This window comes from Jatrophihabitans sp. YIM 134969 (genome assembly GCF_054456675.1).
Genome location: NZ_JBTJEQ010000077.1, coordinates 1 through 12193, shown reverse-complemented (window position 1 = coordinate 12193; position 12193 = coordinate 1). Strand labels below are relative to the sequence as shown.

The 12193-nt window shown below is 74.1% G+C and carries 16 protein-coding genes and 1 pseudogene; 6 read left to right on the top strand and 11 right to left on the bottom strand.

All coding sequences use genetic code 11. From position 1 onward, the window contains the following. On the bottom strand, nucleotides 1-957 hold a 957-nt coding region (locus ACXR2U_RS23130), incomplete at its 3' end, for an ArsA family ATPase (protein ID WP_458827450.1). Next, on the bottom strand, nucleotides 954-2000 hold the full coding sequence (locus ACXR2U_RS23125; RefSeq protein ID WP_458827449.1) for an ArsA-related P-loop ATPase: 1047 nt from the start codon (nucleotides 1998-2000) through the stop codon (nucleotides 954-956). The genes ACXR2U_RS23125 and ACXR2U_RS23130, both read right to left, overlap by 4 nt. A 113-nt stretch (nucleotides 2001-2113) precedes the next feature. On the opposite strand from ACXR2U_RS23125, the pseudogene ACXR2U_RS23120 reads away from it, so the two are divergent. The 3 genes and pseudogenes from ACXR2U_RS23120 to ACXR2U_RS23110 form a co-directional block, all read left to right on the top strand. Beyond that, nucleotides 2114-2590: pseudogene (locus tag ACXR2U_RS23120) on the top strand (RidA family protein); the annotation flags it as partial. A gap of 146 nt (nucleotides 2591-2736) precedes the next feature. Beyond that, nucleotides 2737-3513: an NUDIX hydrolase gene (locus tag ACXR2U_RS23115; protein WP_458827448.1), complete on the top strand. Its 777-nt coding sequence runs from the start codon at nucleotides 2737-2739 to the stop codon at nucleotides 3511-3513. Continuing rightward, nucleotides 3510-4304 (top strand): MBL fold metallo-hydrolase, encoded by a 795-nt coding sequence (locus tag ACXR2U_RS23110; RefSeq protein WP_458827447.1) that lies wholly within the window; start codon nucleotides 3510-3512, stop codon nucleotides 4302-4304. The genes ACXR2U_RS23115 and ACXR2U_RS23110 overlap by 4 nt, the downstream gene beginning before the upstream one ends. A gap of 10 nt (nucleotides 4305-4314) precedes the next feature. Here ACXR2U_RS23110 and ACXR2U_RS23105 read toward each other — a convergent pair whose 3' ends face one another. The 3 genes from ACXR2U_RS23105 to ACXR2U_RS23095 all read right to left on the bottom strand — a co-directional run bounded on the left by ACXR2U_RS23105 (nucleotide 4315) and on the right by ACXR2U_RS23095 (nucleotide 6201). Next, nucleotides 4315-5124: a hypothetical protein gene (locus ACXR2U_RS23105; RefSeq protein WP_458827446.1), complete on the bottom strand. Its 810-nt coding sequence runs from the start codon at nucleotides 5122-5124 to the stop codon at nucleotides 4315-4317. 33 nt (nucleotides 5125-5157) lie between these two features. After that, nucleotides 5158-5832, bottom strand: coding sequence for a Crp/Fnr family transcriptional regulator (locus tag ACXR2U_RS23100; protein ID WP_458827445.1), 675 nt, complete (start codon nucleotides 5830-5832; stop codon nucleotides 5158-5160). 138 nt (nucleotides 5833-5970) lie between these two features. Then, the gene (locus tag ACXR2U_RS23095) at nucleotides 5971-6201 is read right to left on the bottom strand and encodes a hypothetical protein (protein WP_458827444.1); all 231 of its coding nucleotides are present in this window, start codon (nucleotides 6199-6201) and stop codon (nucleotides 5971-5973) included. A gap of 142 nt (nucleotides 6202-6343) precedes the next feature. Here ACXR2U_RS23095 and nth point away from each other — a divergent pair, with 142 nt between their 5' ends. From nth to ACXR2U_RS23080, 3 genes are read left to right on the top strand one after another with little or no spacing between them, the layout of a single operon-like run. After that, nucleotides 6344-7087 (top strand): endonuclease III, encoded by a 744-nt coding sequence (gene nth, locus ACXR2U_RS23090; protein WP_458827451.1) that lies wholly within the window; start codon nucleotides 6344-6346, stop codon nucleotides 7085-7087. Next, on the top strand, nucleotides 7084-7767 hold the full coding sequence (locus ACXR2U_RS23085; protein WP_458827443.1) for an NUDIX hydrolase: 684 nt from the start codon (nucleotides 7084-7086) through the stop codon (nucleotides 7765-7767). The genes nth and ACXR2U_RS23085 overlap by 4 nt, the downstream gene beginning before the upstream one ends. A 4-nt stretch (nucleotides 7768-7771) precedes the next feature. After that, on the top strand, nucleotides 7772-8956 hold the full coding sequence (locus tag ACXR2U_RS23080; protein ID WP_458827442.1) for a MarP family serine protease: 1185 nt from the start codon (nucleotides 7772-7774) through the stop codon (nucleotides 8954-8956). Nucleotides 8957-8986: 30 nt separating this feature from the next. Here ACXR2U_RS23080 and ACXR2U_RS23075 read toward each other — a convergent pair whose 3' ends face one another. The 6 genes from ACXR2U_RS23075 to ACXR2U_RS23050 are packed head-to-tail and all read right to left on the bottom strand — an operon-like array spanning nucleotide 8987 to nucleotide 12023. Next, complete coding sequence (locus ACXR2U_RS23075) at nucleotides 8987-9412, bottom strand: phage holin family protein (RefSeq protein ID WP_458827441.1); 426 nt, start codon at nucleotides 9410-9412, stop codon at nucleotides 8987-8989. Between the two features lie 25 nt (nucleotides 9413-9437). Continuing rightward, nucleotides 9438-10232, bottom strand: coding sequence for a 23S rRNA (adenine(2030)-N(6))-methyltransferase RlmJ (locus tag ACXR2U_RS23070; RefSeq protein ID WP_458827440.1), 795 nt, complete (start codon nucleotides 10230-10232; stop codon nucleotides 9438-9440). Nucleotides 10233-10290: 58 nt separating this feature from the next. Continuing rightward, entirely contained in the window at nucleotides 10291-10887 is a 597-nt protein-coding gene (locus ACXR2U_RS23065; protein WP_458827439.1) for a hypothetical protein, read from the bottom strand. Between the two features lies 1 nt (nucleotide 10888). Next, a complete protein-coding gene (locus ACXR2U_RS23060; protein ID WP_458827438.1) occupies nucleotides 10889-11431 on the bottom strand; it encodes a DUF6286 domain-containing protein in 543 nt (180 codons plus the stop codon). After that, nucleotides 11431-11826, bottom strand: a complete 396-nt coding sequence (locus ACXR2U_RS23055; protein ID WP_458827437.1) for an Asp23/Gls24 family envelope stress response protein — start codon at nucleotides 11824-11826, stop codon at nucleotides 11431-11433. The genes ACXR2U_RS23060 and ACXR2U_RS23055 overlap by 1 nt, the downstream gene beginning before the upstream one ends. Beyond that, nucleotides 11823-12023, bottom strand: coding sequence for a hypothetical protein (locus ACXR2U_RS23050; RefSeq protein WP_458827436.1), 201 nt, complete (start codon nucleotides 12021-12023; stop codon nucleotides 11823-11825). Before ACXR2U_RS23050 ends, ACXR2U_RS23055 begins: the two co-directional genes overlap by 4 nt. Nucleotides 12024-12193 lie beyond the last annotated feature (170 nt).

The window sequence follows — 12193 nt, the reverse complement described above, 5'->3', positions numbered from 1 at the left end:
CCGGGGACGGGGGGCGGCGCCGAGGCCGTCCGCGGCGGCGTCGGCGGCGGCGGCCGGGACGTCGACCGCGGCCGCGTGCACCCGGTTGACGATGAGCCCGGCGAGCGGCATCGCCTCGTCGGCCAGCCGCTCGACGAAGAACGACGCCTCGCGCAGCGAGTCGGGCTCCGGGGAGGCGACGACGAGGAAGGCGGTGTCGGGGGCCTTGAGCAGCGCGTAGGTGTGTTCGGCGCGTTCGCGGAACCCGCCGAACATCGCCTCCAGCGAGCTCACGAAGGTCGAGACGTCGGAGAGCAGGTCGGTGCCGAGGACCTTGGTGAGCATGCGGGTGAACAGCGCGAACGACGCCCCGACGACCTTGAAGTAGGCCTTGCTGGGCGCCGTGAGCAGCTTGATCATCCGGCCGTCGAGGAACCGGCCCAGTCGCTGCGGGGCGTCGAGGAAGTCCAGGGCCGACCGCGCGGGCGGGGTGTCGACGATGATGAGGTCCCAGGCGGCGTCCGGGGTGCCGAGGGTCTCGCGCAGCTGACCGAGCTTCTCCATCGCCATGTACTCCTGCGTGCCCGCGAACGACGACGACAGGGCTTGGTAGAACGGGTTGTCGAAGATCGCCTGCGCCCGCTCGGGCGTGGAGTGCTGGACCACGACGTCGTCGAACGTCCGCTTCATGTCGAGCATCATCGCGGAGAGCGCACCGTTGCTGGATGCATCGATCCCGGGCACCGGGCGCGGGGTGTTGTCCAGCTCGGTCAGACCCATCGACTGCGCCAACCGGCGGGCCGGGTCGATCGTCAGGACGGCCACGCGGCGGCCGTGTTCGGCGGCGTGCAGACCCATGGCCGCGGCGGTGGTGGTCTTGCCGACTCCGCCGCTGCCGCAGGTGACGATCACCTTGATGGAGCGGTCCTCCAGCAGGTCGCCGATCGACAGCGGTGGTGAGGCCGGGGCGGGGCTCACGCGACCGCCGTCTCGTCGTCGCGGAAGGCCAGGGCGAGCTCGTTCAGCTCGCCGGGCCCGACGGGCGGCGGCAGGTCGGGCAGCACGACCACCGGCACCCCGGTGGCGTCGAGGCGCTCACGGTTGGCGGTCTGCAGGTCCTGCCGTTCGACGTACTCGATCGTCTGGGCCGCCAGCGCCGCCGCGAGCGAGGGGTCGACCCCGGTGCCGGAGAGCCCGCGCTTGATGCCCGCGGTGTCGACCCGCGGACGCCCGGTGCGGCGGCTCACCAGCCCGGCCTCGACGAACTCCGGCCGGTGGCGGTTCACGACGATCGCGCCGAGCTCGTAGCCGCCCTCGCGCAGGTCCGCGACGGCGTCGACGGTCTCCTGCACCGGCATCTCCTCCAGCAGGGTGACGAGGTGGATGGCGGTCTTGTCGCTGTGCAGCACGTCCGAGACGCCTTGGCTCTGCTTGGCGATCGGCCCGACCTTGGTCAGCCCCTGGACCTCGGCGGTGACGTCGAGGAACGCGCGGATCCGTCCGGTCGGCGGGGCGTCGAGCACGACGGCGTCGTACGCCCAGAGGCTCGTCGCGCGCTCACCGTCGCGGGCGCCGCCCTTGCTGCGGCGGACCACCGCCTCCTTCACCTTGCCGGTGAGCAGGACGTCGCGCATGCCCGGCGCGAGGGTCGTCACGAAGTCGATGGCGCCCATCTTGCGCAGCAGCCGACCGGCCCGCTTCATGTTGTAGAACAGCTCGAGGTAGTCCAGCAGGGCCTGCTCGGGGTCGATCGCGAGCCCGAACACCTCGCCCCCGCCCGCTGCGACCGCGAGCCGCTGCTCCTCGTAGGGCAGCGCCGGGCGGTCGAACAGCTGGGCGAGCGCCTGCCGGCCCTCGACCTCGACCAGCAGGGTGCGGCGCCCGCCCTCGGCCAGGGCCAGCGCGAGGGCCGCGGCGACGGTCGTCTTGCCGGTCCCGCCCTTGCCGGTGACGACGTGGAGGCGGGTCTCGGCGGAGAGTGGGGGGACGAGCCGTCCGGGCGACGGTCGGTAGGGCGGCACCCGGTCAACCCTAGGTGTTCCCGCCGCTGCCGGGCGGCCCGTCTCGCGGCAGTGGTGTGCCCCGCGCTACCTGGTCCGTCCCGCGGGGCTCCCGGGCCGGGTACGTTCCGGACATGAGCTCGCCTGCCGGGAACCCCTACGACCGTCTGGCCGAACTCGGCCTCGTCCTGCCCGCCGTGGTGCCGCCGTTGGCGTCCTACGTGCCGGCCGTCCGCAGCGGGTCGCTGGTCTTCACGTCGGGTCAGTTGCCGATGGTCGACGGCGAACTGCGGTTCACCGGGTCGGTCGGCGAGGGTGAGGGAGCTGGCGTCGCGCCGGACCTCGCGAACGAACAGGCCCGGATCTGCGCCCTCAACGCCCTGGCGGCCATCGACGCCGAGGTCGGCCTGGGCTCGGTCCGCCGGGTCGTCAAGGTGACCGGGTTCGTCGCGACCGCCCCCGGCTTCCACGGCGCCCCCGCGGTCGTCAACGGGGCGAGCGACCTGCTCACCGCCGTCTTCGGCGACGACGGCCGGCACGCCCGCTCCGCGGTGGGGGTGTTCTCGCTGCCGCTCGGTGCGCCCGTCGAGGTCGAGGTCGTCGTCGAGATCGACCCGCTGACCGAGCTCGCCGAACTGGTCGAGGAGGAGGGCGACCTCCTCGGTGACGTCGACCTGCCGGTGGACCGCGAGACCCCGCGCGGCGCGGTCGCGGCGGGTGAGCTGCCGCCGGTGCCGCCTGCGGGCCTGCCGACCGCGTGAGCGCGAGCCCGCCCGCCGCCCCGCGCGACGCCGCGACCGTCGTCCTGCTCCGTGACGGCCGGCGGGGGTTGCAGACCTGGCTGCTGACGCGGCGCACCACGCTGGCGTTCGCGGCGGGCATGAGCGTGTACCCGGGTGGGCGCGTCGACGACACCGACCCCGACGTCCCGCTCGCCCGCCCCGACCGGGCCGCGGAGATCGCGGCCGCGTTCGGGATCGACGTCTGCCGCGCCCACGGGGTGCTCGTCGCGGCCGCGCGCGAGACCTTCGAGGAGACCGGCGTCCTGCTCACCGTGCCGACCGCGCCCCCGGACCTCGACGCGGTCCGCACCGCGCTGGAGGCCCGCGAGACCGGTTTCGCCGCGGTCCTCGCCGAGCACGGCCTCGAGGTCGACGGCGACGCCTTCCGGCCGTGGGCGCGCTGGCTCACCCCCGAGGCCGAACCGCGGCGCTACGACACCTTCTTCTTCGTCGCCGCGCTCCCGACCGGCATGCAGGCCCGCGACGTCACCACCGAGTCGGCGTCGGCGACGTGGGTCGACGTCGTGGCGGCGTTGTCCGGCGACACCGTCCTCATGCCCCCGACCCAGGTCACGCTCGAGCAGCTGGGCCGGCACCCGGTCGTCGACGACGTGCTGGAGGCCGCCAGCGGTGCCGATCTCGCCCTGGTGATGCCGGTGTTGACGACCGACGGCGACGGCCCGGTCGCCCACCTGCCCGACGGCCGGCAGATCGCGTTGGCCCGACGCCCCAGCACCCGTCCGGACGCATGAGCGCCGCGCCACCGCCTGCGTACGAGGAGCCGGTCGAGGCCCTGCCGTGGGCGCGGGTGCTGCTGGAGCGCAACCCCGGCCCGATGACGCTCGAGGGGACCAACACCTGGCTGCTCGGCCACCACGACGTCGTGGTCGTCGACCCCGGCGAGGACGACGACACCCACCTGCGCGCGGTCGTCGAGGCCGTGACCGCGACCGGCGGACGGGTGGCCGAGGTCGTCCTCACCCACGGCCACCACGACCACAGCGGCGGGGCGCGCCGCTTCCACGACCTCACCGGCGCACCGGTGCGGGCGCTCGACCCCCGGCACCGCCACGGCGGCGAGGGACTGGTCGAGGGCGCGACGGTGGTCGCCGACGGTCGCGCCCTCGCGGTCGTGCCCACTCCCGGCCACACCGGCGACTCGCTGTGCCTCGTCACCGACGACGCCGTGCTCACCGGCGACACCGTGCTCGGCCGCGGGACCACCGTGGTCGCCTGGCCCGACGGCAACCTGCGTGACTACCTGGCCTCGCTGCACCGGCTCACGGAACTCGGCGACCGCACCGTGCTGCCCGGCCACGGCCCGGTGCTGGGCTCCGCGGCCGACGCGGCGCGGGCGTACCTCGCCCACCGCGAGCAGCGCCTCGACCAGGTGCGAGCGGTCGTGGCCGAGGTGGGCCCCGGTGTCGACGTCGACGCGCTCGTGGAGACCGTGGTGGAGACCGTCTACGCCGACGTCGACCGCGCGGTCTGGCCGGCGGCGCGCCTCTCGGTCCGCGCGCAGGTCGAGTACCTGCGCGAGTGACCCGGCGCGCTCAGAGGCCCTCCACCGTGACCACGGCACCCGGGTTCGGGAGGATCACGCTCGTCCGCTCGTCGGAGTACTCGAACGTCACCGTCTCGTCGCGGTAGACCGAGCCCAGCACCAGCCCCTCGGCCGGGTCGACGAAGCTGCGGGTGCCGTACTTCTCGTCCTCCACGATGACGGCCGGCTTGCCGTCCCAGACCCCCTCGTCGAGGCTCGCCGGGTCGTCGGGGCTGGGGCCGCAGAGGTCGAGGAAGCTGTCGAGCGCGGCGTAGACGTCCAGGCCGGAGTCGTCGTCGGTGAGCAGCACCTGCTTGTCGTCGGCCTCCTCCGCCACGTCGGCGGGGTAGCCGTACTCGACGTACACCGCGGCGCGACCCTTCACGTAGGCCTTGCCGCCGGTGACCAGCAGCAGCAGGTCGTTGTCCTCGGGTGTCCTGATCCCGACCCGCGCGACCGGCTCGCCGTCGGTGCCCCGGGAGTAGACCGCGGTGATCTGGGCCCCGCCGATGCCCGCGCCGCTGACGACCCCGGTGGCCGTCACCGTGCCCCCGGTCGACGACGACTGCTCGATGACGGCCGTCCAGAGGTCGTGGGCGTCGGTGTAGTCGGCGAACGGGCCGGTCGGGTGGTTCGAGCTGCTCCCGGTCGGACTCCCGGTCGTGGACACCGAGCCGGTCGGGCCGGCGGCGCGGCCGGTGCCCTCGACCGTGGTCGAGCAGGCCGCGAGGGACGCGCCGGCGAACAGGGTGACGACCGAGCGCAACGCGCGCGACCCGACGGTGCGGGGCGGCGCGGCGGGCCCGGGCGCGGCGGTCACGGTGACGTGATGCCCTGGCGACCGGCGCGGATCTCAGCGCGCGCGGCGCAGCAGGCGGTCGCGGTCCAGGATGACGACGCTCTTGCCCTCGAGACGCAGCCACCCGCGGGCGGCGAAGTCGGCCAGGGCCTTGTTGACGGTCTCGCGGGAGGCGCCGACCAGCTGGGCGAGCTCCTCCTGCGTGAGGTCGTGGGTGACCCGCAGCTGGCCGCCGTCGACCGAACCGAACCGCTGCGCGAGCTGCAGCAGCTGCTTGGCCACGCGGCCGGGGACGTCGACGAAGATGAGGTCGGCCAGCATGGTGTTGGTGCGCCGGAGCCGGCGGGCGAGCACCCGCAGCAGCTGCACGCCGATCATCGGGCGCTCCTGCACCCACTGCTGCAGTGCGGCCTTCGGCAGCCGCGCGAGCCGGGCGTCGGTGACGGCGGTGGCGGTGGTGGTGCGGGGGCCGGGGTCGAACAGCGACAGCTCACCGAACTGGTCCGCGGGGCCCATCACCGCGACGAGGTTCTCGCGGCCGTCGGAGCTGTGCTTGCCGAGCTTCACCTTGCCGGACAGCACGATGTAGAGGCTGTCACCGGGCTCGCCCTCACGGAACAGCGTGCCGCCCCGGTTGACCTCGACCGTCTCGAACTGGTCCGAGAGGGCCTCGGCGTCCTCCGGGTCGACCCCCTGGAACAACCCCGCACGGCGCAGGACCTCGTCCACCTTCAGCTCCGTTTCTCGGCATCGGCGACGGCCCGGTCCGAGGACCGGTCGCCGCGGACCGCACGGCGAGGCCGACGCGGTCCGGTCGGAGCATAGTGAAACCCGCGTGCCACGTCCCGGTCACGCGCTGTTCGCGCGTCAGGACGTCCGGCGACGCCGCCACCACCGGCTGCGGGAGTGGTAGCGGCGCAGGGCGCTGTCGGTGCCCTGGTTGACCAGGACCTCCATGTCGCCCGGGTCGCGTTCCTCGAGCATCCGCTCGATCTCGCGGCTGCTGTCGGAGCGGTTCAGCGGTTCCTCGACGCGCTGCATGAACAGCATGAAGCCCAACAGCAGCACCGGGAACAGCAGCACCAGCAGGCCGATCACCCGTCCAGTGTGCCGGATCCTCGGTGTCAGGCACCTCCCGCCGTCAGTCCCGGCACGTAGTCTCCCGTCCGTGTCCACTGAGCTGTCCGGGTCTGGGCTGTCCGGGTCTGGGCTGTCCGGGTCTGGCCTGTCCGGGTCTGGTCTGCCGCGCCCGAAGGTCGGACGCATCGACCCCGCGACCGAGACCCACACCTCGTTGGTCCGCCGGGCGCGCAGGATCGACAAGGAACTGGCCGTCCTCTACCCCGACGCCCACTCCGAGCTGGACTTCACCACGCCGCTGGAGCTCGCCGTCGCGACCGTGCTGTCCGCGCAGTGCACCGACAAGAAGGTCAACGAGGTGACGCCCGCCCTCTTCCGCCGCTACCCCGACGCCGCGGCTTACGCCGGCGCCGACCGGGAGGAGATGGAGGCGCTGGTCAAGCCCACCGGCTTCTACCGGAACAAGACCACCACGCTCATCAAGCTCGGCGCGAAGCTCGTCGAGGACTTCGGCGGCGAGGTGCCCAACACCCTCGACGCCCTGGTCACGCTCCCCGGCTTCGGGCGCAAGACGGCCAACGTCGTCCTGGGCAACGCGTTCGGGCTGCCCGGCATCACGGTCGACACCCACTTCGGGCGGCTCTCGCGCCGGTTCGGGTGGACCACCGAGGAGGACCCGGTCAAGGTCGAGCACGCGGTCGGTGCGCTGTTCCCGAAGTCGGACTGGACGATGCTCTCCCACCACGTCGTCTGGCACGGCCGGCGCGTGTGCCACGCCAAGAAGGCCGCGTGCGGGGCGTGCCGGGTGGCGCCGTTCTGCCCGAGCTACGGCATCGGCCCCACCGACCCGGAGGTCGCGGCGAAGCTGGTGAAGTCCGGTCCCGAGGTGGCGGCCGGCGCGTGAGCGGACCCGGCGTCCCCGCGTGGCTGCAGCGGGTGGCGGACGAGGCCCGAGACCTCGATCCGCAACGGTTGTCACGCCTGGTGCCGCCGCCCGGCAGGACCTCCCGCGCCGCGTCCGTGCTCGTGCTGGTCGCCTCATGGGCGGGGGCCGACAGCGTGTTGCTGCTGCAACGGTCGTCGACGCTGCGCAGCCACGCGGGCCAGGTCGCGTTCCCCGGCGGGTCGGCCGAACCGGGCGACGCCGGCCCCGTCGCGACCGCACTCCGGGAGGCCGACGAGGAGGCGGGGGTCGGTGCCGACCACGTCGACGTCCTCGCCACCTGGCCGCAGTTGTGGATCCCGGTCACCGACTTCGCCGTCACACCGGTGCTGGCCTGGTGGCGGGCGCCGCGCGAGGTGCGCCCGGACGGCACCGAGATGCTGACCGGCGCGCTCGTGCCCCTGGCCGACCTCGCCGACCCGGCCAACCGGTTCTCGGTCGTCGCGCCGAGCGGCTGGCGGGGGCCGGGGTTCGAGACCCACGGGTTGTGGATCTGGGGCTTCACCGCCGGGCTGCTGGACCGGCTGCTGGCCTTCGGCGGCCTCGAACGCCCCTGGGACCCGGAGCGGCGGATAGAGTCCGTGCCCGCCCGGACCGCGGTGGCCGCCGCCGGCGACGACGAGGAGCTGGTGAACGGATGACCCGGTGATCGTCGACATCGTCATCCTGCTGCTGGTGGTCGTGTACGCGGTGAACGGTTTCCGCAACGGCGCCCTGGTCGGGGTGTTCAGCCTGGTGGGCCTCGCCGGCGGGGCGTACGGCGGCGCCCAACTCGCCCAGGCGGTCGCCGACCGGTTCAGCTCGACCTCGACCCGGGTCATCGTGGCGCTGCTGTCGGTCCTGGTCTGCGCCGTGATCGGTCAGGTGCTGCTGCTGCGCCTCGGGGTCGCGCTGCGCAACCGCGTGCGCTCGCAGGACCTGCGTCGCGTCGACCAGGCGGGCGGGGCCCTGCTCGGGGTCGTCGCGGTGCTGCTGGTGGCGTGGATGGTCGCGGTGCCGCTGGCCAACTCGACCGTCCCGCAGGTCAACGCCGAGGTCCGCGAGAGCCGCATCGTGCGGGGCGTCAACGCCGTCGTGCCGGCGCAGGTCCAGGAGACCTACCGGTCGTTGCGGGCCGCGATCGACCAGTCCGGGTTCCCGTCGGTGTTCGGCGACCTCGGGCCGAGCCGGATCGCCGACGCCCCTCCGCCCGACTCCGCGCTCGCCACCTCACCGGTGGTCGCGCAGGCCCGGGGGGCGGTCGTCAAGGTCAACGGGGTGGCACCGTCGTGCGACCGCGGCCTGGAGGGGTCGGGGTTCGTCTACGCGACGCAGCACGTGCTCACCAACGCCCACGTCGTCGCGGGCACCGACAAGGTCGACGTCGAGGTGCCGGGTCAGGGCACGCTCGCCGCGAGCGTCGTGCGTTTCGACCCCGAGAGTGACGTCGCCGTCCTCTACGTCCCCGACCTGCAGGTCACACCTCTGACGTTCGCGGCCGCCCCCGCGAAACCGGACGCCGACGCCCTGGTGCTCGGCTACCCCGAGGACGGCCCGTTCGACGTCCGGGCCGCGCGGGTGCGCGAGCAGCTGCAGGCGACCGGCCGCGACATCTACGACACCGGCTCGGTCACCCGCTCGATCTACTCGATCCGCGCACTGGTGCGGCCGGGCAACTCCGGCGGCCCGCTGCTGGATGCGAAGGGTCAGGTGCTCGGGATCGTGTTCGCCACCGCGATCGACGCCAAGGACACCGGCTTCGTGCTCACCAACGACCAGGTCATGGACGACGCCACGGTCGGCGGGCAGTCGAAGACGGCCGTCAGCACCGGCAGCTGCACCGCCGGCTGAGCCCCGGGTCGGTCCGCCCGGGGCGGCCGGTCAGTTCGCGCCGGGGTGCCGCAGGACGGCGACGGTGTCCTTGGTGGTCTCGATGGTCCGCTGCGGCGCCTTGATCTTCTTGACGTAGCGCAGGCCGACGAGCGCGAACAGCACGGCGACCACGATGAGGAAGCCGAACACGATGAGGTAGGCCGCCCAGCGCCAGATGTGGGCGGCGACCAGGCCCTCGGCCAGGGCGATGAACCCGAAGATCGAGGCGAACACGACCAGCACGAGGGTGCCGACGAACAGGCCGACGCCGAGCCCGGCGTTCTTCGCGGCCGTGCCGATCTCGGCCTTGGCCAGTTCGACCTCGGCGCGGACGAGGGTCGACATCTGCGCGGCCGCATCCGAGACCAGCGTGCCGATCGACGGCTCGTCAGGCGTGTCGGGCTTGTCGAAGCGCACCGGATCCGAGGCGGTCATGCGCTCACCCTAACCGGGTCGTGTGTCAGGAGATGTCGACCAGCAGGTCCAGTGCGCCGGGCGTGCCGTCGGGCAGGGGGGTGCCGTCGTAGGCCGCGACCAGCGCGTCGCCGAGAGCCTCGCACCGGCGGCCGAGCGTGGGGTCGACCCCGGCGAGCACGACGCCGCACCCGGTGCCGGGCGTGGTGGCCTCGCCGAGGTCGCCGTCGTCCTCGACGCTGCCGTCCGCGGTCGTGACGAGCAGGTCGCCCGCCCACAGGTCGGGCAGGCCCAGTTCGGCCAACGGCCACGCCCGGTCGTCGGGGTGGTCGTAGCCGTACCAGAACACCAGCCCGTGCCCGGCGGTGACGACGTCGGCGGCGAACTCGAGGACCTCGGCGGCGTCGAAGGGGTCGACGTGGACCAGGGCGCGACCCTCGGCGAGCCACGGACCCAGGGCCGCGGGCCCGTCGGCGGTGACGACGCGGGTGTGCGTGGCCGCGGACCGGGCGGTCCACGCCCGCAGGTCGGCCACGCTCTCCGGGTCGGTGTCGGCGAGCAGCGCGTCGGCTTCGGGCCGGATGGACAACGCGATGGCGGCCGAGCCGGGGTAGGCGGAGTCGACGAGGTACCGGCGGGCGATGTCGAGGTACGCCGACGGCCGGTGGAACGCCGCCGCTGCGTGCCGGATCCCGTACCGGCGCTCGGGGTCGTCCGGCAACGGGTTCACCGCGTGACCGGCGTGCGTCTCGGCGTAGCGCTCCGGGCGTTCGGCGCGCACGACCTCGGCGAGCACGAGGTGCTTCCACACGTCGCCGAGGCGTCCGGCGTGGTGGTTCACGCCCGAGACGGTAGCGAGGCGCGCGGCGTACCCGCGCCGGCCCGGCCGCGCGGCCGGCTCAGACGAGGTCGCGGCGCTGGGCGGCCCGCCGCCCGACGACGAGCGTGAGGTACGCGGGCAGGTCGGGCCGTTCCCAGCTGGTGCGGGCGTCCGGGACGACCGTGTCGGTGACGCCGGTGCGGATCCGGCCGAGGTCGGCGTCGCAGTCGGTGTGCACCGTGACCCAGAGTTCAGGGGCGTCGGGGCTGCCGGCGAGGTCGGCGCGCGCGCGGCGGACCCCGGCGAGGGACTCGATGTCGTCCTCGACCGGGGCGGTGGCGCTCCCGGCGGGCATCACCGTGCGGCCGGCGCCGGCGCCCGGTTCGTCGAGGTCGTTGTCGACGACCACCCGCCCGACCCGGTCGACCCGCACCTGCACGAGCAACCACCGCAGGAACGCCAGCGCGAGGAGGCCGGAGACGATGCCGAGGACCCAGTACAACCACGTGTCCTGGTCGGCGACGAACCGTTGCACCGTGCGCGGGTAGACGGTCTGGTCGGAACCACCGGGGATGACGTCGAGGTACGCGAGCACCAGGGCGGCGCCACCGGCGAGCAGGAGCGCGCCGAGCACGGCGAGGCCGATGCGGTTGCCACGCGTGGTGCGGCGGTGCACGTCAGCGCTCCTTCCGGGAGAGCTTGACCCGGACCTGGTGGGGGCGGGCGGGTTCGAGCTGGCCGAGACGGTCCTCGACGACCTGCTGCACCCGGTCGGCGAGGCCGTCGGTGCGCCGCAGTGAGGTGGTGGCCCGGACGGTGAGGGCCCGCCGGCCGGAGACGCCGGCCGAGGAGATCCCGTCGACGCCGCGTGCGGCGGCGGCCAGCGTGCGCGCGAGGCTGGAGCGGGTGAGGCCCGCGGCGATGCCGGTCCCGCTGTCGGCGAGCTCGACCAGGCGGCGGCGCGGCGGGACGAGGGCGGCGAGCAGGAGGAGCAGCCCGACCGCCCCGACGACGATGCCGACCACGAGGGCGACGGTGTCGCCGAGGGAGGTGCGGCGCGCCCAGTCGCTGATCGTGTCGGCGTCGACGAGCCACGCCTGATGGCGGATCGCCGCGACGAGGGCGAAGACAGCTCCCGCGGCGAAGACGACCAAGCCCACCAGAGCGGTCAGGGTCGCGGCCGACCCGCGGCGGCCGCGGGGCATGCGGACGTCGGTCATCACAGCACCCGTCGGCGTTCCACCGGCGGGCGGCGCAGCGCGGCGACGGTGATGTCGACGTGGTCGACCCGCATGCCGGCGAGCGTGGCGACCTGCTCGGTGACCCGCTGCCGGACCGCGCGGGTCACCTGCCGGACCGGAGCGGGGTAGTCGACGGCGAGGTCGAGGCGCAGTGCGGCGACGCGACCGTCGACCTCGGCCGTGGCGCGGACCCGGGGTGACCCGAGCGAGCGTCCGGCGAGCGAGCGTCGCAGCCCCGCGGCGTGGTCCACCTCGACGGCCGCCTGCGCCGCGATCTTCTCCACGACGCGGTCGGCGATCGTCGTGCGTCCCCGGTCGTCGGGGTCGGCGAGGGTCGCGGACCGGTCGGGGACCGCCGCGACGGCGGTGGTCACCGGTCGAGGCGGTCGCGGCGGCGATCGCCGAGCACGCCGGTGAGGTCGAGCGTGCCGTCGAGCACGAGGCCGACCGCCACCCCGACGACACCCAGGACGAGCACGATGACGAACGCGCTGAACCCGCCGAACGCCCCGGCGAAACCGAGGGCGATGCCGACGAACAAACCGATCAGCGCACCGGGGTGGCGATCCATGGTCGTGCTCCTGTCGTGTTGGTGGTGCAGGTGGTTCAGATCGACCCGTGGTGGGTCCGGCGCCGTCGGGCGACGACGACCCGTCGGGCCAGCCGCCGGAGCAGCCGGGTCGGGCGCCGCGAGCGCACGACCGTCGGTCGCGGACCGCCGGCCCGCACCCCGCCGACGCC